This window comes from Candidatus Paracaedibacter acanthamoebae, assembly GCF_000742835.1.
In the GTDB taxonomy this organism is placed as follows: Bacteria; Pseudomonadota; Alphaproteobacteria; order Paracaedibacterales; family Paracaedibacteraceae; genus Paracaedibacter; species Paracaedibacter acanthamoebae.
The window spans coordinates 2,399,270-2,420,851 of sequence record NZ_CP008941.1 but is presented as its reverse complement, the minus strand read 5'-3'; the positions used below and the strand labels follow the sequence as shown (position 1 = coordinate 2,420,851).

The 21,582-nt window shown below is 41.8% G+C and carries 17 protein-coding genes; 11 read left to right on the top strand and 6 right to left on the bottom strand.

Translation table 11 applies throughout. The features are described 5' to 3' along the window. Positions 1 to 50: 50 nt before the first annotated feature. From ID47_RS11115 to ID47_RS11095, 5 genes are all read right to left on the bottom strand, one after another. Complete coding sequence (locus ID47_RS11115; protein WP_038466625.1) at positions 51 to 335, bottom strand: hypothetical protein; 285 nt, start codon at positions 333 to 335, stop codon at positions 51 to 53. A gap of 197 nt (positions 336 to 532) precedes the next feature. After that, positions 533 to 1,354: a hypothetical protein gene (locus ID47_RS11110; RefSeq protein ID WP_038466622.1), complete on the bottom strand. Its 822-nt coding sequence runs from the start codon at positions 1,352 to 1,354 to the stop codon at positions 533 to 535. Positions 1,355 to 1,452: 98 nt separating this feature from the next. After that, positions 1,453 to 1,794, bottom strand: coding sequence for a hypothetical protein (locus ID47_RS11105; protein WP_038466619.1), 342 nt, complete (start codon positions 1,792 to 1,794; stop codon positions 1,453 to 1,455). Between the two features lie 193 nt (positions 1,795 to 1,987). Continuing rightward, positions 1,988 to 2,869, bottom strand: coding sequence for a rod shape-determining protein MreC (gene mreC / locus ID47_RS12110; protein ID WP_084676027.1), 882 nt, complete (start codon positions 2,867 to 2,869; stop codon positions 1,988 to 1,990). Between the two features lie 103 nt (positions 2,870 to 2,972). Continuing rightward, a complete protein-coding gene (locus ID47_RS11095) occupies positions 2,973 to 4,019 on the bottom strand; it encodes a rod shape-determining protein (protein ID WP_038467815.1) in 1,047 nt (348 codons plus the stop codon). Between the two features lie 201 nt (positions 4,020 to 4,220). Here ID47_RS11095 and ispH point away from each other — a divergent pair, with 201 nt between their 5' ends. The 7 genes from ispH to glmS all read left to right on the top strand — a co-directional run bounded on the left by ispH (position 4,221) and on the right by glmS (position 13,245). Beyond that, on the top strand, positions 4,221 to 5,168 hold the full coding sequence (gene ispH / locus ID47_RS11090) for a 4-hydroxy-3-methylbut-2-enyl diphosphate reductase (RefSeq protein WP_038466617.1): 948 nt from the start codon (positions 4,221 to 4,223) through the stop codon (positions 5,166 to 5,168). A gap of 68 nt (positions 5,169 to 5,236) precedes the next feature. After that, positions 5,237 to 6,478 carry a NupC/NupG family nucleoside CNT transporter gene (locus tag ID47_RS11085; protein ID WP_038466614.1) on the top strand — a complete coding sequence of 414 codons (1,242 nt, stop codon included), beginning with the start codon at positions 5,237 to 5,239 and terminating at the stop codon, positions 6,476 to 6,478. Between the two features lie 342 nt (positions 6,479 to 6,820). Continuing rightward, positions 6,821 to 8,263, top strand: a complete 1,443-nt coding sequence (locus ID47_RS11080; protein WP_038466611.1) for a hypothetical protein — start codon at positions 6,821 to 6,823, stop codon at positions 8,261 to 8,263. Between the two features lie 31 nt (positions 8,264 to 8,294). Beyond that, on the top strand, positions 8,295 to 9,380 hold the full coding sequence (locus ID47_RS11075) for a sulfite exporter TauE/SafE family protein (RefSeq protein WP_038466608.1): 1,086 nt from the start codon (positions 8,295 to 8,297) through the stop codon (positions 9,378 to 9,380). Between the two features lie 161 nt (positions 9,381 to 9,541). Continuing rightward, complete coding sequence (locus ID47_RS11070) at positions 9,542 to 9,859, top strand: DUF2312 domain-containing protein (RefSeq protein ID WP_038466605.1); 318 nt, start codon at positions 9,542 to 9,544, stop codon at positions 9,857 to 9,859. A 192-nt stretch (positions 9,860 to 10,051) separates the two neighbouring features. After that, a complete protein-coding gene (gene glmU / locus ID47_RS11065) occupies positions 10,052 to 11,389 on the top strand; it encodes a bifunctional UDP-N-acetylglucosamine diphosphorylase/glucosamine-1-phosphate N-acetyltransferase GlmU (RefSeq protein ID WP_038466602.1) in 1,338 nt (445 codons plus the stop codon). A gap of 29 nt (positions 11,390 to 11,418) precedes the next feature. Further along, complete coding sequence (glmS, locus tag ID47_RS11060; RefSeq protein WP_038466599.1) at positions 11,419 to 13,245, top strand: glutamine--fructose-6-phosphate transaminase (isomerizing); 1,827 nt, start codon at positions 11,419 to 11,421, stop codon at positions 13,243 to 13,245. 64 nt (positions 13,246 to 13,309) lie between these two features. Here glmS and ID47_RS11055 read toward each other — a convergent pair whose 3' ends face one another. Beyond that, entirely contained in the window at positions 13,310 to 15,811 is a 2,502-nt protein-coding gene (locus ID47_RS11055) for a tetratricopeptide repeat protein (protein WP_038466596.1), read from the bottom strand. 85 nt (positions 15,812 to 15,896) lie between these two features. Here ID47_RS11055 and tilS point away from each other — a divergent pair, with 85 nt between their 5' ends. The 4 genes from tilS (at position 15,897) to ID47_RS11035 (ending at position 21,519) form a co-directional block, all read left to right on the top strand. Next, entirely contained in the window at positions 15,897 to 17,045 is a 1,149-nt protein-coding gene (gene tilS, locus ID47_RS11050; RefSeq protein WP_038466593.1) for a tRNA lysidine(34) synthetase TilS, read from the top strand. A 77-nt stretch (positions 17,046 to 17,122) separates the two neighbouring features. After that, positions 17,123 to 17,335 carry a hypothetical protein gene (locus ID47_RS11045; protein WP_038466590.1) on the top strand — a complete coding sequence of 71 codons (213 nt, stop codon included), beginning with the start codon at positions 17,123 to 17,125 and terminating at the stop codon, positions 17,333 to 17,335. Between the two features lie 910 nt (positions 17,336 to 18,245). Beyond that, a complete protein-coding gene (ftsH, locus tag ID47_RS11040; RefSeq protein ID WP_051908861.1) occupies positions 18,246 to 20,120 on the top strand; it encodes an ATP-dependent zinc metalloprotease FtsH in 1,875 nt (624 codons plus the stop codon). A 64-nt stretch (positions 20,121 to 20,184) separates the two neighbouring features. Further along, positions 20,185 to 21,519 carry an MATE family efflux transporter gene (locus ID47_RS11035; RefSeq protein ID WP_038466587.1) on the top strand — a complete coding sequence of 445 codons (1,335 nt, stop codon included), beginning with the start codon at positions 20,185 to 20,187 and terminating at the stop codon, positions 21,517 to 21,519. Positions 21,520 to 21,582 lie beyond the last annotated feature (63 nt).

Sequence of the window (21,582 nt, the reverse complement as noted above, 5' to 3'; positions counted from 1 at the left end):
GAGAGAGGATAAGCCAGTTAAAGCAACAATATGGCAAGGGATAGAAGCCTTTATTGAACCATCTTAGCCATAAGTTCCCTAATTTCCCTACAGGGCTCATAATAAAAATTGCCAACTCGAACCTTTACTATATATACAATTTTTCGGTTTAGAAATCTGTCTTCTATTTCGAACCCTTCTGTCAATAAAGATAGGTTTAAAGACGCTTCTTTATTCAAAGAAAATTCAGGAGTATTTTTATCATGCCAATTTTTATCAGAAAACTCATTTTTTTCATTATCCGAGGCATGACTATTTAACAAAACCGCAGAAACTAATATACCTAATTTAAGCATTTAATAAGATCCTTCTGGGTTCGATTTTCTCACCTCCTTATATATAGGAGAATATTTTAATATTACCAAGAATTTTTGGAGCCGCTCTATTTTTATTTTTGTCCTTTTTAAGGTTTTAAAAGTCTTTATCCTTCCTTTATTGGTAAGTGCAAATCCTGAATAGAATAACCATAAACTCCTATACAAGCGATTAATTTCTAATTTATCTCACAGATATAATCTAAGCCAGGTGCAAGTTCAGGGGGTGATTTAACGCACGCTAATGCTATTAAGCGCATGCGTAGATCATAATCTTCCTCATGCTTAAGGTAAGGGGAGTCAAAACTTGTGTAAATCTCACCGGTCCTAGAATCAATAGCTAATTTGTTCGCGTAGTTAGTTACAAGGTTCGCTGATTTTATAATCGCATTTGGTTGCTGCTCAATAAGCTTAAGAATGCTTAACATCATCTCAATTACATAGTCATCCCCGCCAGCTAAATGCACTTCTAAAGCCTCAGATTTTTGACTTTGTAAATTATGAAAAACTTTATTAAGAGAAGATATTTCAGTAAAAATATCAATATGGCAAAGGGCTGACGCCTGTGCCTCAGCATTATGAACAGCCATAATCACGCATGACTCAGCACCATAAGAGCCAATAATAGGATATTGATGACCCCCATAAGTATACCCCACATAGTGCTGGGCAACATGTTTGGCCTGCTGAAGAATAAAAGTTCCAACCTGCTGCTTTTGACCTATTTTATTAACGTGGGCAATTTTATCTAAAGCCTCTTTTTGTGAGGCGCGTAAAAGATGGTATTTTTCTATTTCTTGCGCATCCGGCTGTTCGGTCTGTATTTTTGATAAAATTCTTTTCGCTGTCACCAGGGGGAGAAGTTGTTTGTTAACAAAAAAATTTAAATAGTCATGCAGCCTATTTTTATTATTAGAGGCGAATTGCAGCAAATAATTTTCTTCATCAATAAGATTGGCGTGGAATAATTCTCTTATTAGCTGCTTTGCTGGCTGACGCATTCTAACATAAATAATAATATTACCACCTGCATAGCCACATACATTAATTTTTTGAATTTTGCATTGGTCCGACCGAGGGGTTATCGAAAATGATCTATTTAAATACTCTCACTTCCAAAAGAGAAAACATTACTGAAATTGCCTGTTATTTCCCATTGGCTATCATCCGTGGCATCTTCAAAAGACAAATCATTGCTATAGCCTATAGACATATATTTTTCATGGGAGTTACCATCGCTCGGAAGATCCTGGGAACAAAAAAGGTTAAATAGTGAGCTTAGTAAGGGAATCCGGGGAATCGAAAAAGGAACTATATTATTTTTAGGCTCATCCAACTGGTGAGCAGTAGCACTCGATGGTAATAGAGACGAATCCTCTTCGATCACCACCGCCTGAGCATTTAACATCAATCCACAAGACAATAAAATAAATTTAAACATTAAAGTAAGCTTCTGTATGAAATAGTGTATTTATTACATAAACTAAAAAAACAAATTTTAAAAGAACATGTGATTAGATTAAAAGTTGATAGAATAAATATTTTACCATCATAGTAAAAATAATTTGAGTTGCTGTAAATTAAAATTTAAAGGATGAAAAAACAGAATGAGAATTTAATAGAGAAACTCTCTTTTAGGCCTGAGTTCGGCTTAAGGCAAGGACGAAATCTTGATCCCGCACCTGCCCCAATGGCACACATTTGATCACATTCCCAATGGATTGAACAACGGCAACCGGCAAACCAGCGGGCAGAATACCGCCCACACCACTCGTAACTAACCGATCCCCCACTCGCACACCAACAGGGTTCTCAACATGGATCAGTCGCAAAGAATCACTGCCCTCGCCGGCTAAAACGGCTTGTTGAGCATTCCCTTCGAACTTAACCGGCACTCGGGAGGATGGGTCATTTATCGGCATAATTTTGGTATAGTTTGTATTTATTTCCATAATACGTCCCACCAAAAAACCCTTCGTTGTTAGAATAGCATCATTTTTACGAAGATCCCCTAACGCAGAGTTAGGGCTATAAAACACTGTTGTATATCCATCATAAATATGATGACTAATCCGAATGGTTGTTATGTCATCAACAAGGCCCACCTGAACGTTTAAGGCTTCGCGCAAATTCAAGTTTTCTTGGGCAATCTGACGATGCGCATCTCGATCACGTATTAACTTTTCATTCTGCAGCTTTAGTTGTTCATTCTGCGCCACCATCTCTTCTTTAGTTATAAAATAGTCACGCACTGACGTGGCCCAGTTAAACGGCAATGAAACTACATACACGACCGGACTAAATAAATTAGTCAAGTATTGGCGCGCCGCCACAACAGGGCTGTATTCTTTAATTTGAAGAAAAACAATAACTGCCGCAATAAGGATGATCCCAAAGGGTTTGGAAAGACGAGAAGAGAGAGAGGTCAGTCGGGGAGAAGAATGTCCAGAATCAGAAATAATGGTTGTACGATGGTCTTTACTCGTCTTTAGGCCCACTACCGACAGCATTCTCATGAACGATTACTCACTCTATTAAAAACAACCCAAATTTATCATAATTTTATGCTTACATATTTTTTACACTTTAAACAGCGTAATAAATTAGTACATATTCACCTTAATACATATTCACAAGAACGCTTTGGAGAGCTCCCATCTCTTCCAAGGCTCGTCCTGTCCCATTGACCACACAGCCCAACGGAGATTCTGCTAGAAAGACTGGGAGGCCTGTCGCTTTGGCAAGTACTTTATCTAAATTCTTTAGCTGAGATCCCCCACCGGTCATAACAATACCCCGATCAACAATGTCAGCCGATAATTCAGGAGCCGTATTTTCCAGCGCTGTCTTAACACCCTGAACAATAGCAGCCACCACTTCGCTTAGGCTTTCGGCAACTTGAGTCTGATTGATTTCAACTTCTAAGGGGACACCATTGAGTAGGCTGCGCCCTTTAATAGACATGGTAATGGTATGGCTATTAGAATCAACAGTGGCTGAGCCAATTTCTTTTTTAATTTTTTCAGCGGTACTTTCACCGATCAACAAGTTATGAGTGCGACGAATATAACTAATGATTGATTCATCCATTTTGTCGCCGCCAACACGCACCGACGTTGCATACACAATGCCGCCCAAGGATAAAACAGCAACTTCCGTAGTCCCACCCCCAATATCAACAACCATGGACCCCGTCGGCTCAGTTACCGGCAAACCGGCACCAATGGCTGCTGCCATTGGCTCTTCAATCAAGAAAACACGGCGTCCCCCAGCACTTTCAGCAGACTCTTGAATGGCGCGGCGCTCAACAGCTGTGGAACCCGATGGTACGCAAATAATAATCTGAGGAGCGGCAAAACTCCGACGATTATGAACTTTGCGGATAAAGTGTTTAATCATTTCTTCGGCAACTTCAAAATCTGCAATCACCCCATCCCTCAAAGGTCGAATTGCTTGAATATTGCCGGGAGTTCGTCCCACCATCAGCTTGGCTTCCTCACCGACAGCTAAGACTTGTTTTTTACCTTTAAATGTCGCAATTGCAACCACTGACGGTTCATTGAGAACAATCCCTCGCCCGCGCACATAAACGAGCGTATTCGCAGTCCCCAAGTCAATGGCCATATCTGCGGACAAAGCTCCCATCAATCGTTGCAAAATTTTCATTTCAACCAACCCCGAATTGTAAAAGGTTAACATCTTATCCCTAGTATGTTTTTAAGAGACTTTTGCCCTCAGTTGCAAGTACTTTTATTGAGAATATTCTTGACAAAATTTCACAATATTAAATATATCTCTTCTATTGCGTCCCCATCCTTAATTTTGGTAGTATACCCGAGAACAAAATTCTATGGATCCTTCACCTTAATGAACAAACCAGATCTCACAGTTATCTTGGCCTCCCCTCGTGGTTTTTGTGCGGGCGTGGATCGCGCCATTTCAATTGTTGAAAAGGCCCTGGAAAAATATGGGGCTCCGGTTTATGTTCGCCATGAAATTGTTCACAACAAATTTGTTGTCGATTCACTTCGCGCCAAAGGGGCAATCTTTGTCAAGGATCTGGATGAAGTTCCAGCCGGCTCTCACGTTATTTTCTCCGCTCACGGCGTTCCCAAATCTATTCCCCAGGCGGCTATCGCTGCCAACCTAGAGTTCTTGGATGCAACCTGTCCTCTGGTTAGTAAAGTCCACCGGGAAGTGGAGCATCATTATAAGGCTGGTCACACAATCTTATTGGTCGGCCATCGTGGCCACCCAGAAGTTATTGGCACCATGGGACAAGTTCCAGAAGGCAGCGTCATCCTTATTGAAACCGAAGAAGATGCTCGCACAGTTACTATTGCCGATCCCGCCAACTTGGCCTACGCAACGCAGACAACACTATCGGTGGATGAGGTCACAGGTATTTTAGCTATATTGAAAGAAAGATTCCCCACCATCCACGGCCCACGCAAAGAAGACATTTGTTATGCAACAACAAATCGCCAAGCAGCCGTCAAAGCAATTGCGCCACAGGTCGAGGCCATGATTGTGATTGGAGCCCCCAATTCATCTAATTCAAATCGTCTGGTGGAAGCAGCCCGTTTGGTTGGCTGCGCGAAAGCGGCTCTTTATCAACGGGCTCAAGATATTGATTGGGACTGGCTGATGGGTGTCAGTCGTCTGGGTCTGTCAGCCGGGGCCTCTGCCCCCGAAATTCTTGTTGATGAGCTCATTGATGCCTTAAAGGAAAAATTTAATGTGACCGTTGAAGAAATTCGCGTTATCGAAGAGAATATTGTCTTCCATCTCCCGGCAAAATTGCGTAAAGCTTAGTTTTTCATTTTCTTTAACGGCAGAATCTGTTTATGTTGATAGAAATAAATCTGAAGGAATCATAACAAATGCAGGGAATAATAGGGATTGTCACCTTTTTAGGGTTTGCCTGGCTTATCAGTGAGAATCGATCCAAACCCGAAATTAAACCTGTTTTGTCTGCAATTGCCTTGCAAGTTATTTTAGCATTCTTCTTAATGCGATTTGATCTTATTCGCCATGGTTTTGGCAGCCTAAGTGGTGTTGTGGAAACCTTAAAGGCAGCAACTCAAGAAGGCACTCAGTTTGTATTTGGCTACATTGGGGGCGGTGACGTGCCGTTTGTTATTGATCCTACCTCACAGAAAAATACCTTTATCTTTGCTTTACAGGCCCTTCCCATGATTATGGTGGTCAGCGCTCTCTCGATGCTTTTATTTTATTGGCGCATCATGCCGATCATCGTTAAGGGTGCCTCTTGGTTTTTACAACGAACGCTGAGCATTGGGGGGGCTTTGGGTGTTGCCGCTGGCGCCAAAGTTTTACTTGGGAATGTTGATGCGCCGCTTTTAATTCGCCCCTATCTCAAAGACTTCACCCGATCAGAAATGTTTGCCATGATGACTTGTGGAATGGCAACCACTTCTGCCACTGTTATGGCGCTCTATTCCTTTATCCTTAAAGATACGATCGCTAATCCAATTGCGCATATTCTAATGTGTTCTATTATTTCTATTCCAGCTGCTCTTGCGGTCGCCCGTCTTATGATACCACACGGGTCGAATCAAACGGATGGCCACTTTGTTATGCCTTACCGTTTCACGGGATGGATGGATGCAGTCAGCAAAGGAACATCAGACGGCCTTAATATTTTCTTGAATGTTATTGCGATGTTGATCGTGGCACTTGCGCTCGTTTATATTGCTAATACAATTTTAGGACTGTTGCCATCTTTTGAGGGAGCTCCCCTTTCTCTTCAACGCATCTTTGGTTACTTGTTTGCCCCTGTAACGTGGTTAATGGGCATTCCCTGGCATGAATCCGCAGCAGCAGGCGCCCTTTTAGGAACCAAAACCGTGATCAATGAAGTGGTGGCATTCAGTGATCTTGCTGCCTTGCCAAAAGATACTTTGTCACCCCGTACCTCCCTCATCATGACCTATGCTCTGTGCGGATTTGCTAACTTTTCAGCCCTTGGTATCGTTATCGGAGGATTAGGGGCTATGGTTCCTGAGCGTCGGGATATGATTGTCAATTTAAGCTTTAAGTCACTCATTTCCGGCACAATTGCCACGTGTCTGTCGGCAACGCTTGCGGGACTTCTCCTTTAAAGTGGCCTATTCCCCCGCTATTGCCCCTTACCGTCGATAAATTAGAGTTATAAGGAAAATGCCTATAGCTCCCCCCCTTTACAGTAAGAATCTAGAACAAGGGGAATCGTCAGGATGACTCCGCTTAGAAAGCAGCCTAATAGAATTAATGCTGTCTCCAAAAATTAACCCTTACTTAAGCTTTACTACATTTAATTGTGGCCAAGTTATTCCAAAATCAGCATTTTTTCATTTACCCCTTCATTTTGTAATTTTATATATTATTTTTTAATATTTTTATGTTTTAATTATAAATGTAATGTGATTTTTTGAAATTAAATTCCAATACAGAAGGGGGAGCGTATGAGAAAATTTCTAACCCTGAGCGTCTTAAGTTATGCAATTTCCACCACAAACACGACCCTTATGGCCTTAGATCCTGATCCATTTTATTCGCAAGGTCTCACACCTATAAGAATGACAAACCTTTCCTCTCTCATTCTCGAGACTATACCCGAAGAGATTTTAATACAGGCCAACCTAACTCCGCACGATTTATCTTCTATTAAAGCGGCAAAGTTAATAAAACTCGGCCTCCTTATTCAAAGTTTACCTGGTGAAAAGCTGGGAGGAAGGTCCACAGAACAGAAAAATGAATGGATAATCTCTTGCTTTTTCCAGGCGATGCAAAATCTTGAGGATGCTCAACATCACCTTCCCACAGCTGACTATTTCGTAGAAAAAATAAGGAGATTGATTCCACCGACCGTAAAAAACTATGTCCCTGCGGATGTCATTCTTTCTTCCGATATTACAGTGGATGACTCATTGGATTCCCTTGCCTTTAAATTAAAAACCCTTGGGGATATTATTCTTAATCTCGATCCAACCAAGCTGGGAACTCAGGCTCCCTTCCAAAAAGCTTTAGCAGGTCATTGTTTTATGTATGCAGGCAAAAAAATTGAAAACTGGATCCACCAGCAAGGTTTTCAGCTAACCACAAATGCAGCAGCCTTAGAACAAGCCGCCACGCTCGCTCAAACTTATTATCAATTAGCAGCCGATAACTTTAATGAAAAAGCGGCTCTGCTTATGAAGAAAAATATTGAAGAACTAGCGAAAACCATTCAAGCGGCTAAACAACACCAATTATTCTCTAACATTAAGACAGGCTTTTCTAACAATCATGAGCGGCAAGCTATAACAAAAGGTCCCTCCTCTAATCCAGCTATGAAGGATGTTATCAATGAATTAAAATCGGCGGATCATACGTCTTTTATAAAGCAAGTAAACGCGGAAGAGCGGGTTAATCCTGTACGGCATTTCTTTCCCATCTCGGCCCAAAATCTTTCCAATGAAACATTGGCAGCGGTTGGACTTGAAGCCCCTGATTCTCCTTATAAAAGAGCTTTCAAGGTTTCAAAGCTTGCCCTGAATCTTTGCTACAGTGAACCTCCTTCGACTAAGAGAGATCAAATCATATCCGATTGTTACTTGTTAGCTGGCAATAATCTAATTGAAGCGATCAGACTCCAACGGGAAAAAGTGCAAACACAAATTGCGCCGGAACTGTTGATGGACACAGCTCTATCTGCAGCTCAATTTTACACTTGGGCGGCTCGTCATACCACAGCGGATAATTCCAGCCAGATTTATCAAGCCGCTAATCGGGCCTGCCAATCTACTGTTGAGGCGATTATTAATATTCCTGAAGACAATTATGATTGGCGTGTTATAGGAGACAAAACCTTACGAGAAGTCATTCTTATCAATCTTACTAAAATTATTCGTCTCTTTAATTTCTAGAAAACCCGCCCAGAACGTATTAAAGTAAGTCATGGACCATGACTTACTTTTACCTGTCGCTGATATCATTGTTAATCCCTACTTTATCATCCTTATTGGATTTATTGGTGGGCTATTAACTGGCCTGTTAGGCGTGGGCGGCGGTTTATTTATTACCCCGACTTTAATTACACTGGGCGTCCCACCCCTCGTTGCCGTTGCAAGTCAAGTAAATTCCATGATTGGCATGACGTTAACCGGCTACCTTGCTTATAAAAAGAATAATGATGTTGACTACCAATTAGGTCGGTCGATCATTTCGGGCGGTTTGATGGGGGCGGTGATGGGTGTTTGTTTTCTCGAGTGGCTTGGCAACTCTGAGGTCAGTAAACAACTTATTACCTTTAGTTATGTTTGTATTCTTAGCGTCATGATGTTCCTTCTTTTTCGTCAAAGCAGAAAAAATTTAGCGCAACGTCATCATCCCAATCAAGATCGCAAATCCAGCTCTCCAGCTTGGATTGTCAAAGCCCCTTTCGTGCAATACTTTCCCCGATCTCGCTTAACAGCAAGCCGTCTTATCTTATTTTTAGCCGGCCTTATTAATGGATGGTTGATTGCCGTTTTAGGAGTGGGGAATGGAATTTTTATGATGCCTGTTCTGATCTACTTTATGGGAAGAACAAGCCCTGTCACCTATGGGACGACCCTTCTCTCCTCGGTGATCATTACTATCATTTCAACCTTTGCTCATGCTTTAAACGGAGATTCAATTGATTTGCTTCTCGTCGGTCTTTTGTTAATGGGCGGCCTTGGCGGCAGTCACTTGGGCGTCACCTTTAGTTATAGAATCCCCAGAATTTATCTAGGTTTCGCCGGATCTGCCATTATGGCTCTGATCTTAATCCAAATAGCCCTGAAATATTTCCATCCAAATTTATTTATGACAATATCCGCCAGCATTCCCCCTGCAGCTGACAGCAAATTCTATCGCTGGCTTAAGGAGTTTGCTTCCTACTCCCCCTTACTTTATGCGCTAGCCGGCCTTAGTCTATCTATTGCCCTCTCCTATGCTTTCCAAGCGTTAAAATCAGCTAAGATCTTCTTAAACGCTAAAGCGAGCGATAAAATCAGATAAGCCCCCGGACGAAGAATTTTAATCTCCCCGTAAGAAGCTCTTAAAAAACATTCAGTTGAATCACAATTTTTATTCCACAACCCTCTATTTTTCAGCTATAAAATAACCAATAATTGAATGCAGTATCACGAGCTATAACTTAAAAAACGGAGAATAACCTCATGCAAATTATTAATAACTCATCCGCCAATCAACTGCGTCTGTTTATCGAGAAAATTGAACGATTAGAAGAAGAAAAGTCTGAATTAATGGAAAATATTCGTGAGGTTTTTTCTGAAGCAAAAGCTGTTGGATTTGATCCAAAAGTTATGAAGCAACTTATTAAGCTGCGGAAAATGAAACATGAAGAAGCCGTGGAACAAGAAGAACTCTTGGATATTTACCGTGCGGCCTTAGGAATGATTCCATCAGGACAGTTCACAACAGATGATTTGCCCCCCCATACAGGTGAATCTGATAATGATGCCGAAGCAGCATAACACTTAATAAGGAGCACCAATTAACGGTGCTCTTCTTTTTGCATCCTTAACAGAGGCGCTGATTCTGACCTCTCTTAATTTCTTTATTGCAACTCCCCTATTGAGACAGAAATGTCGCAATATAATTTAATATTTTGAGTGATGCACCTGCAATACACATATGGTATATGTGTTTTATAGAGGTTTATATAAATGACAACAGCTCTGATTTTAGCGGCGGGTATGGGTACTCGCATGAATTCCACTTTACCAAAAGTTCTGCACCCTGTGGGTGGTAAGGCTATGGTTCATCATGTGATTGATTTAGCATTATCCATGAATATGGAACGTGTGGTAGTCGTGGCCTCACCTTATTTAGATCAAGAAAAGGTTGCCGCAGGCCGCCCGATTGAAATTGCTATCCAAGCCCAACCTCTTGGCACAGGTGATGCCGTTCGGGCAGGCGTGGATAAACTCCCGCACGATGACGGCGATGTCTTAATTCTTAGTGGTGATGTGCCATTGATTGAGTTTGATACCTTGGCGCCCCTCTTTAACAAACGTGCGGAATGCCCAAATGATCCGCTTGTGTTAGCCATGCGGGTGGATGATCCCCGCCAATATGGCCGCTTAGTCACCCAGGACGATCGAGTTAACAGCATTGTGGAATATAAGGATGCCTCCCCAGAGCAACGCGCCATCACCCTTTGCAATGCAGGCGTTTACTTAATTCCAGCAACAGTTTTGCGATCTCTGTTACCCCAATTAACAGCCCAAAATGCTGCCGGTGAATTATACTTAACGGATGTGATCGGATTAGCAAAGGCTCAAGGTTTAACGCCCCGCTATGTGGAAACATCCCACCCCGAAACTTTAAACGGCATTAATAACCGTGCAGAATTAGCTCAAGCTGAAAAAACCATGCAAGACCGTTGGCGTTATCGCATAATGATGAGCGGTGTCACCTTAATTGATCCGGTCTCCGTCTTTTTTTCCCATGATACCTGCATTGGAAAGGATACGATTATTCATCCAAATGTGACCTTTGGGGCCGGTGTTGTTATCGAGAATGGGGCAACAATATATCCATTTTGTCATTTAGAAAAATGTGTTTTAAAAGCGGGCGCCAAAGTTGGGCCGTTTGCCCATTTAAGAACAGGCACGATTATTGGTGAAGAAGCCGTTGTGGGAAATTTCGTTGAAATTAAAGATACAGCCATAGGCAAAAAGGCCAAAGTCAAACACCTTAGTTACTTAGGTAATGCTCAGCTGGGCGATCGCGTTAATATTGGGGCTGGCACCATTACCTGCAACTATGATGGATTTAACAAATCACCAACCCATATTGGAAATGACGCCTTTATTGGCAGCAACACCTCCTTAGTGGCACCGGTTCATGTTAACGAAGGAGCTATTGTGGCTGCTGGTAGCGTTATCACAGATAATGTTCCCGAACATTCTTTGGGCATTGCCCGCCACCATCAAACGAACAAAGCGGGTTGGGCGAAAAAATTTCGCACGACTGCCTTGGAACTAAAATCACCAAAATAATAAATTTGTAAGATAGGAATTTCTCAATCATGTGTGGAATTGTCGGTATTGTAGGGCATCAACCTGTAGCACAACGCTTAATCGATGGGCTAAAACGCCTTGAGTATCGTGGCTATGATTCAGCAGGGATTGCAACACTTGACCAGAATGAAATTTGTATTCGCCGCGCCCAAGGTAAACTTCAAGCCTTGCAAGATTTGTTCACTCAAGATTCCATCAATGGCATGACTGGAATTGGTCATACACGGTGGGCAACCCATGGCATTCCAAGCGAAGCCAATGCGCATCCGCACAGCTCAGACAAAGTTGCTGTGGTGCATAATGGAATCATTGAGAATTACGCTCATCTTAAAGAAAAACTTATAAAAAAAGGACACGCGTTTACCAGTCAAACCGATACCGAAGTTGTCGTACATTTAATGACTGATTACCTTAATCAAGGTCTTAAACCCTTGGAAGCTTTAAGACAGACTCTTGCTGACATTGAGGGTGCCTTTGCTTTGGTGATCCTAATTAAAGGTGACAACAACACGTTACTGGTGGCCCGTCGCGGCAGTCCGCTTGTGATCGGCGAAGGCAACGGCGAAAGTTTTATTGGATCCGATGCTTTGGTCTTAGCGCCGTGGACACAACAATTGCGTTATCTTGAAGAAGGAGATTATGCCATTGTGACGCCTCAAGGCAGTCAGATTTACGATATTGACCACCACCCCATTGATCGCCCCCTCAAGACTATTAATATTTCAGCCGATGCCGCCACCAAAGGTGGGTATGATCACTTTATGTTGAAAGAAATCTTTGAGCAACCAACAACCGTAAAAGATACCCTTGACTCATTAATTAACGCCGACACAGAAACGCTAAAGATTCCTGTTAACATCGATTGGAACAATATTTCAAAACTCACGATGATTGCCTGCGGTACCTCTTATTTTTCAACAGCCGTTGCCAAATATTGGTTTGAAATGATCGCTAAGCTTCCGGTTGAAGTGGACATTGCCTCTGAATTTCGTTATCGCGAATCCCCTCTTCCCACCGGGGGGGCTGCATTGTTTATTTCCCAATCGGGCGAGACCATTGATACCCTGGAGGCAATGAAGCAAGCAAAAGAAGATCACCAAACTACCATCGCCATCGTGAATGTTCCAGAAAGCAGCATGGATCGTCTGGCTGATTATTCGGTTCACACCAAGGCCGGCCCTGAAATTGGGGTTGCTTCAACCAAAGCCTTCACGGCACAATTAGCGGTGCTGGCCTGTTTATGTCTGGATGCAGCCATTAAACGTGGAACGTTAACAGAGACTGAAGCCCGCGAGCATTTACAGCACTTGCTCAACCTACCCAATGAGATTTATGGAATCTTGCAAAAAGAAGCCGACTATCAACAAGTGGCGCATCGCTTACAACCGGCGCGCGATGCATTATATCTTGGCCGTGGAACCAACTTCCCCATCGCGATGGAGGGGGCGCTAAAACTAAAAGAAATCTCTTATATTCACGCCGAAGGATATGCCGCCGGTGAAATGAAGCACGGCCCCATTGCCTTAATTGATGAATTGATGCCTGTGATCGTTCTTGCCCCTTCTGATAAATGGATGGTGAAAACCCTATCCAACTTACAAGAAGTGATTGCCCGGGGGGGTATTGCAATTTGTTTTACCGACTGTATCGGCCGTACCCATATTGAAAAAGACGGAATCCCTACACAGATTGTTGAAATGCCAGAAAGCCATCTTCTTACATCGCCAATCCTCTATGCCTTACCAATGCAGTTGTTGTCTTATTATACGGCAACCTTAAAAGGAACAGACGTCGATCAACCGAGGAACTTGGCAAAGTCCGTTACAGTTGAATAGGGAACTCTGCCCGGATTTTAGAGGGGCATTGATTATGGATCAATGCCCAAGCCGAAAAAAAGAGTTATTTAGCCGGCTTGGTAGTATCCGAAAAAACAGCCTTTAACCGATCAGCAAAGGAATCTACCTGCTGCAAAGAAGCCAAATGGGCAAGGCTAACCTTGGCATCGGGGGTGGTTAAAAAGTTAAAAGTCTGTTCCCCTTTTCTTTTGGCCATAAATTCCTTAAAGTTTGCCTGCACATCTGCTAATGCTTTTTGATCGTTCAGAATGGCATAGCATAACGCAAGATTAACGATGGAATTTTCCTTAATCTGATCTAGCACCCCACTCGCACGTTGAGCAATCCCTTGATAAACTCCCGCCGCCTCGACCCACCTTTTATCACCAAAATAAATACTCGCTTTATGGAATTGTTGGGCGGGTGTATCCCCTAAGGATTGAAGGGCTTGCTCTGTTTTTTTAAGGCGCAAATAAGATTCAGACTTCAAAATTGCTATATCATCCAACATCTGACCTGCTATATCGTGTATGTCAGATAAATAATCAAGACAATCTTTAGGTTTATTCCCTAAGATACTCGCCACAGCCATTCGATAGTAAATCAAATTCTTACGGTTTTGAAGATTACTACCCTCCTTAACTTTGTTCTCCAAATAATCCTTAAGCAATCCAACGGCTTCTTCATATAACTCTAAATTAGCTAGAATATTGGTGGCCTTAATCATAATGGCATCGCCGCGTTCATCATCGGGGGCAATACTGGTATAATCTTGGAATATGGACAACATCTCTAAGACGGGGGGAGATTTTTGATTAAAATAATCAATGAGGGCTTGTTGCATTTGCTCGGGCAGCTTATCCGTATGGGATTCTTTCGTAAAATACTTGATGGTCTTACGCAGTAATGGTAAAGCCTCAGCATAACGGTGTTCTTCCATATAACGCTGAGCCAAATACTTACAAATTGTATATTCTAATAAATCGCCCCGCCAACTGTATCGCAGATGATCCAATTGCTTTAATTCATCGGTAGGATCGATTTTTTTAGTTTCATGAAGAAACTTTAAATATTCGAAAGCGGCAAGAATAGAGGCTTTGGACGTCGGATCCTTTTCACTCATCGTTTGGAGAGCCGCAGCCGAGCTTGGTCTGGTTGGATCTAAATTAAGAACAGCCGTCGCCACCTCAAAAAGGGGTTTATTTTGAGAAAACGTTGGTGCGGCAAAATTATTCGCATAGATCATTAAAATGGACTTATTGTGACTAATAATGCCTACTTCTAAAATATCGTTCCGGAGCCGTTCTTGCAGAGCCACCGGGGATGCCATCAGTATATTTTTATATTGTAACAGTTTAGACATGTTGGTTGGTTTTGAATAAACGTCTTGAACAGCTTGAGCAATTGTTGACCAACATTCAACTTCAGGTTCATTGGTGATAAAATTGAGATAATTTGGTACTTTTTGATACCGAAACCGAAGCAGGGATGCCAACCCCCGAAGACTTCGCCAAAACGGTAAAAGGTTTAAATCAGGGGCTTGCCCTAAAACTTGCTCAGCCATGTCTGCTGCCTCTTGCCCTAATCCCTGCCCTAAATATAACCAGATCAAATAGAGACCATCTTTAATATGGGGATCTCCCCTCACTAGTGTTCTCAAAACATCTTTTGAGATTTGTGGTGCCGTTAGTGGATTAAAGTCAGAAAAAATTGAACTTATAAGATCTGCAGACTGAGGTACAGGGGTATAAGAGTTACCCATCCCACCTTCTTTACTGATTTCAGCAACTTTCCGCACATAAGAATAATCCAGATCATCTGCCCGCAGTAAGAATGCGACACCTTGATAAGATTCTAATATATCAAATTCTGGATAGTGATGAGCAGCAATCGGTTTATTACGATCCTCACAACAAATAACCCACAAGATTTGGTCTAACTTATCAGGCTCAAATTCCACATCTGTCCGAGCATTTCTAAGTTGGAGGCGAAACGCATCTTCTTTTTTTCGCGGTTGCGTTATGCTGACAGGCTGCCCTTCTTCAATCCTTTCCTGACCGAAATTAACGGTTAGACTGTTCTTCTGATCATCAAAGGTTATTTTTGGATAGACCTTTTTATTAAAATGGATTAGGTAACTAAAAGCGTCATTATTGGATAGGGTATCAATGCTGGTTATTTCAGGAAACTCTGTGGCATGCCAGTCGATCATCGTACTGTTGGTTGGATACGATAAAGTAATATACCAATCATTACCACGGCAAAAAACAGCATAATAGGGCACCCCTTTATCAAAGTTAAGAGTTACCTTAACAACTTCGCCCTCCCGGACCATAGAAAATTTGGCATCTATTTTTTTAAGCTCGGTGGAAACAGGTACTCCACTGCTAGGTTGTGAAGGAACTGGAGGCTCAGTGACAGAATTTTTTTTTGAATCGCTGGCGGGTTTTGGTGCATTTAATATTTGCAACTGCTTTTCAATAGAGTCTTTGACCGTTTCTTTTGATACCTTAGGTTTAGCGCAAACAGCAGGGTTTATGCTGATGTGAAGCAGGCAAATAAACATCAAAGAGTAAAAATATCTAATCAAAGTCGTTTAAACTGTTGTAATATCGCTATAACAATTATCAAGCAATAGTTCAATTTCTTCAATGCCTTTAGATTTAGTTACTTTTACAGCAACCATGACAAATTTGGGAAAGTTTAGCTCCAATTGCCATATTGTTGTTGCCGTATCCGGCGGGCCAGATAGCATGACATTGTGTCATTTACTTAAAGAATGGTTAAGAAATTATCCTGACGGTCAAATAACAGCTATGATTGTCGACCATGGTTTGCGACTAGAATCTAAAGATGAAGCTGAGCTGACTCAAAACCGTCTCAAAGAATTTGGCATCAACAGTGAAATTTTAACCTGGAAGGAAGAGAAACCCCTAACCCGTATTCAAGAAAGAGCCCGACAAGCCCGCTATAAACTTCTTGAAAACTGGTGTCGTCAACACGGCGTGATTCACCTGTTCACAGGCCATCATTTTGACGATCAATGGGAAACTGTGGTCAGCCGCCTTCAGAAAAAGTCAGATATATCGGGTTTGAGGGGGATTTTACCCGTTTCTTATCGTCCCTTCGGACGTATCTTGCGCCCTTTATTGGCATTCAGCAAACAACAAATCCTGGATTATGCGACCATCCACGCGATTCCTTATGCGATCGACCCCTCCAATCAAAATCCAAAATATCAACGATCCTATTTGCGGCAAAATCGCCTTCAATTGGAAGAACAAGATTTATCACCTGACCATATCCGCCACCTGAGGCAGGAAGCGATGGTGTTGACTGAAACCCGATTGCAGCAAGTGGTTCAATTTGTTTTACAAGCTGTTCATATTGACCCACTGGGTTATTTTAGAATTGATCGAGCGGCATTTCAGCACCTTGACCAGGAGCTGCAAATTGAATTCTTAAGAAGCTTAGGCCATTGTATGGCTACCACTTCTTACCCGCTGCCCCGACAAAAAGCCTTAACTGCCATTCAGAAAATTGATTCTAACACCCGAACAACGGTCGGAGGCTGGTATATTGTTCCTAAAAAGAACGTTATTATAATTGCGCGTGAGCCCCGAGCTATGCTTGCACCAAGCCTCGATACAACAGGGACAATCCGTCAAGACCGCTTTATTATTCATCAATCCTTTCCTTTTAAAACTGAGGCCACGGTTGACGTTCCTTCCTATATTTCATCGACCCTTCCTTCCCGTAAAAACTTTAAGTTAAGATTTTTAAGCCCTCTTTTAAAATAAAAATAAATTTGTAAAAGTTGTGATCGTTTCTTATATAAAAATGAGAAGATGCAGCCAATAATTGATGGAGATATTTTATGGTAAACACAAAAATAACATTAGCTGTTTTAATGCTTAGCTTTTTAATAGGACAATGGGCGAATGCTCAAGAGCCAAACGATCCAACAAATAATAATGTTAAGAATGTTGTAGTCGAGGAATATCAGCAAGTTGGAGCTCCCCCCCCCACCAGAGAACGTTGCCTACTGACAAAGATGGGAATAGTTCAGGCGAATACGGCTGGTTGCTAGGGGGTTTTTTTGTACTTCATTCCCGCCCTACGACTCCTCCTCCGTTTACTAGACTAGGCACATTTACAGTTGACGCGGATGAGGATGAGTCTAGGTTTATACCTGAAAATACACCTTATTCTCCTATAATGTTCCCGTTTCCTGCTATTTTGCAAAAAGACGATACCGATGATAAAGCCAGCAGCTATTAGGTTCCTGCCAACGATTATGAAAATTTGATGTGCGACAATCAAATACAACTCTCTGAAAACGGCAGCGCTGATAATTTACAGCAGAACAAAAACTTTATCACCAAAAAATTTTTTAAATCTTTATACGCTCCAGCTATTTAATGCCCAAAATTCCCGACATTAAAAACTCTATGTTAAGATTTTTGCTGTCTCTTTTGAGGGAAAAATAAATCTCAACAACCTCAACGCGCCTTCCCTGTTCAAAGAAGATAAAGATAAAACATTTTAAGTTTTTATAAACCATAAATATTTACAACACCACAAAAATGACTTTATCTTCTCAAACTTTGAAAAATATACTGACTTCATCAAACTGACGATTTACCCCTTCTAATACATCCGCCAGCGAATCTTAGCAAATACACAATCTCTTATTATGTTGTCCTTAAATAACCCAATAAAAAATTAGCCCCCTTTTAACCCTTTTTGGTGTATAATAAAATCAAATCTATCTCTATCCTTAACTGGATAGGTAATATTGTTCGCGCTTCTATATCGCTTTCGACGGAGTCTGTGTAGATTTCAGATCGGAAATTTGAGGTGGACTTTTAATCAAAAACAAGACTGATAGCCAGCTCTATCTAAGATTTTTTTGATAAAAGAGACCCTAAAAATTTGAGATCAACCCTACATCTATTCATTCAAAAGCTGTATAATTGAGCGCCGTGGAGGTTACAACTGTGAACAATTCATCGCGAAATTTAATTGTTTGGGCTCTTATCGCAACTATTGTTTTTTCTATATTCCAAATGATCCCAGGGGCAGGAAATCGCCCAGCGGCCATGCCAATGGCCTATTCTGAAATGGTCAAGAATGTTGAAGACGGCAAAGTCAAAGAAGTGGTTATCCGGGGTAATACCATCGTGGGAACGCTGGCTGATAATCAAGTTTTTTCAACCTTTGCCCCTTATGATTCAAGTGTTGCCAACAAAATGATAGAGAAGAATGTGAAGGTTAAATATGATAAACCAGAAGAAGACATTTCCTTTATCCATTACTTTTTGTCATGGCTGCCAATTCTGCTCTTAATCGGTTTTTCATTTTTCTCATTCCGTCAGATTCAATCGGGCGGCAACCGGGCCATGGGATTCGGTAAATCTCGCGCCCGTTTAATGGGAGAAAAATCTGTTCGTGTCACCTTTGATGATGTGGCTGGAATTGATGAAGCAAAAGCAGAATTGGAAGAAATCGTTGACTTTCTCAAGGACCCTCAAAAGTTCCAACGTCTTGGCGGACGGATTCCCCGTGGTGTATTGCTTGTTGGCCCTCCCGGCACGGGTAAGACCCTGTTGGCTCGATCCATTGCTGGCGAAGCAAATGTCCCCTTCTTTAGCATTTCAGGTTCTGACTTCGTGGAAATGTTTGTGGGTGTCGGTGCCAGCCGTGTCCGCGATATGTTTGAGCAAGCTAAGAAAAATGCCCCCTGCATTGTTTTCATTGATGAAATTGATGCGGTGGGACGCCATCGCGGTGCTGGTCTTGGTGGGGGGAATGATGAACGCGAGCAAACGTTAAATCAACTTTTGGTGGAAATGGATGGCTTTGAAGAAAATGAAGGCGTGATTATCGTTGCTGCCACAAACCGTCCTGATGTATTGGATCCAGCTTTATTGCGACCAGGTCGTTTTGACCGACAAGTGGTGGTGCCACATCCGGACATTAATGGACGAGAGAAAATCCTTAAGGTTCACATGCGCAAGACACCAATTTCACATGATGTGGATGTGCGCGTCATTGCCCGCGGTACACCGGGGTTTTCTGGTGCTGATTTGATGAACCTTGTTAATGAAGCGGCCTTGATGGCGGCACGTCGGGGCAAGTTATCGGTGGATATGATTGACTTTGAACAAGCCAAAGACAAGGTGATGATGGGTGCAGAACGTCGCACTCTGGCGATGACAGATGAAGAAAAACGCCTGACCGCTTATCACGAATCTGGCCACGCCGTTATTGCATTCTATGAAGCTGATTCTGACCCGATTCATAAGGCAACCATCATTCCAAGAGGTCGGGCTTTGGGTATGGTTATGCGCCTTCCTGAAGGGGATCGGATCTCTATGTCACGGGCAAAACTTCTGGCAGATATTAAAGTTGCTATGGGCGGACGCATTGCTGAAGAGCTGATTTTTGGTGAGGAAAAAGTAACAACCGGGGCCTCCTCTGATATTAAGATGGCAACAGATTTTGCGCGTCGTATGATCACCGAATGGGGTATGAGTGAAAAACTCGGCTTCCAGACTTATGGGGAACAACAACAAGAAATCTTTGTCGGGCAAGCATTGACCCAACGCAAGCAAATTTCTGAACGGACAGCTCAACTGATTGATGAAGAAGTTCAAGATCTATTGGATAAATGTTATAAAGCTGCGAAAAAAGTCTTGACTCAAAAGAAAGAAAAGCTTGAACTTTTGGCAAAGACTTTATTAGAGCATGAAACCTTAAGTGGTGATGAAATTAAAACATTGTTAGAACAAGGCTTAGCCCCAACAGCTTTAGCCCCAGAAGTACACCCTAAGAAACGCTCAAAAGTTCCTGAAGTTGGGATAGAAATATAAAATTCATATCAGAAATTAATTGGGAGGTTTAAGACCTCCCTTTTTACGCATGAAGATCAAAACCATGGCTACTATTACAGATACGTCTCTTAAAAATCTTTTACGCATTTCATTTCCCATGATGATGACATTTATGTCAACCCACGTCATGTTGTTTGTCAATCGCCTCTTGCTAGCTGATTATTCTTTAGGGGCCATGAACGGCGTTGCCACAGCTGGAATGGTTGCAGCCACATTTCAATTTGGTGTGGCATCGGTTGCTTCTATTGCTGAGGTTTTTGTCGGACAAAATAATGGTCTTAAGCATTACAATAAAATGGGTGAATCTGTCTGGCAAATGGTATGGTTTGCGCTTGCGACACAAATTTTGTTTATTGTGATCGCCTATGGCTTTTCTGATATTTTAATTCCACAAACTTTACATGAACATGGTTTGATTTTCTTTAAAATAATTATGTATTTTGGTTGTTTGCAAGGGATATTTGCGGCTTTATCCGGGTTTTATGTGGGACAAGGAAAAACTGTTATAGTAACAATTGCAGCCGTTATCGGTAATCTTGTCAATCTTGTGCTTAACTATTTTCTTATCTTTGGCTGGTCAGATATTATTTCCCCTTTAGGCGCAACTGGCAGTGCGATTGCAACGGTTGTTGCCCTATTGATACAATCTTTAATTTTATTCATTGCCTTTTTAAAGAAATCCAATCGTCTGACTTTTGGCACGCACCACTATCACTTAAACATTAGCTTGATGAAGGAATGTCTCCGCATTGGAATGCCTGCCGCCGTCGGCCATATGCTGGAAATCATCGCTTGGTCCATTATTGCCCATATCTTAGCGGCTCTTGGCAGTGATTTTATTACAATTCAAAATCTATGCAGTACCTTCTTTTTGCTTTTCTCCTTTTTCACAGAAGGTCTGCAAAAGGGTATGATTGCTATTACCTCCAATCTGATTGGATCGCAACAGTTTAATAAAATCGGCCCACTGTTGCGCAATGGAATGACCATTCATTTTGCTGTCATGGCATTCTTGGTGATTCCCCTCTTTATCTACCCCAATTCTTTAAGTGCTTTATTTTTAATTTCTGCTGATAGCTATTTAGGACAAGAATTTCAGTTAGCAATGCGTCTATTATGGTTCTTTTTCTTATTTGATGGATTAGTGTGGGTAATTTCCGGAATATTAGTATCTGCCGGCGACACAAAATTTATTATGGTGGTCAATGCCATGACAGCTTGGGTATTTGCCGTTCTGCCGGTTAAGTTAATTACTTCTTATGCTGATGTCTCAGCAGGCAGGGTGTGGGGGATTGTCACCGTTTACGCATTCTTTAATTTCTGTCTTTTTTATCAACGGTATCGCAGCCAGAAATGGTTAAAACTCCAGCTAAATTAATTCTAGGGATCCAATCAAAGAAAAATATATTTTATGACGTACACATCTATCTAAAATTTATTG

Bases quoted from the DNA above. Each gene is read 5' to 3' on its own strand.
- ID47_RS11055 (WP_038466596.1), bottom strand. From the start codon at position 15,811: ATGTTTATTTGCCTGCTTCACATCAGCATAAACCCTGCTGTTTGCGCT.
- ID47_RS11045 (WP_038466590.1), top strand. From the start codon at position 17,123: ATGGTAAACACAAAAATAACATTAGCTGTTTTAATGCTTAGCTTTTTA.
- glmU (WP_038466602.1), top strand. From the start codon at position 10,052: ATGACAACAGCTCTGATTTTAGCGGCGGGTATGGGTACTCGCATGAAT.
- ID47_RS11105 (WP_038466619.1), bottom strand. From the start codon at position 1,794: ATGTTTAAATTTATTTTATTGTCTTGTGGATTGATGTTAAATGCTCAG.
- ID47_RS11085 (WP_038466614.1), top strand. From the start codon at position 5,237: ATGCAGGGAATAATAGGGATTGTCACCTTTTTAGGGTTTGCCTGGCTT.
- ID47_RS11075 (WP_038466608.1), top strand. From the start codon at position 8,295: ATGGACCATGACTTACTTTTACCTGTCGCTGATATCATTGTTAATCCC.
- ID47_RS11095 (WP_038467815.1), bottom strand. From the start codon at position 4,019: ATGAAAATTTTGCAACGATTGATGGGAGCTTTGTCCGCAGATATGGCC.
- ID47_RS11035 (WP_038466587.1), top strand. From the start codon at position 20,185: ATGGCTACTATTACAGATACGTCTCTTAAAAATCTTTTACGCATTTCA.
- ID47_RS11115 (WP_038466625.1), bottom strand. From the start codon at position 335: ATGCTTAAATTAGGTATATTAGTTTCTGCGGTTTTGTTAAATAGTCAT.
- ID47_RS11080 (WP_038466611.1), top strand. From the start codon at position 6,821: ATGAGAAAATTTCTAACCCTGAGCGTCTTAAGTTATGCAATTTCCACC.
- glmS (WP_038466599.1), top strand. From the start codon at position 11,419: ATGTGTGGAATTGTCGGTATTGTAGGGCATCAACCTGTAGCACAACGC.
- ispH (WP_038466617.1), top strand. From the start codon at position 4,221: ATGAACAAACCAGATCTCACAGTTATCTTGGCCTCCCCTCGTGGTTTT.
- ID47_RS11110 (WP_038466622.1), bottom strand. From the start codon at position 1,354: ATGCGTCAGCCAGCAAAGCAGCTAATAAGAGAATTATTCCACGCCAAT.
- mreC (WP_084676027.1), bottom strand. From the start codon at position 2,869: ATGAGAATGCTGTCGGTAGTGGGCCTAAAGACGAGTAAAGACCATCGT.
- tilS (WP_038466593.1), top strand. From the start codon at position 15,897: ATGCCTTTAGATTTAGTTACTTTTACAGCAACCATGACAAATTTGGGA.
- ID47_RS11070 (WP_038466605.1), top strand. From the start codon at position 9,542: ATGCAAATTATTAATAACTCATCCGCCAATCAACTGCGTCTGTTTATC.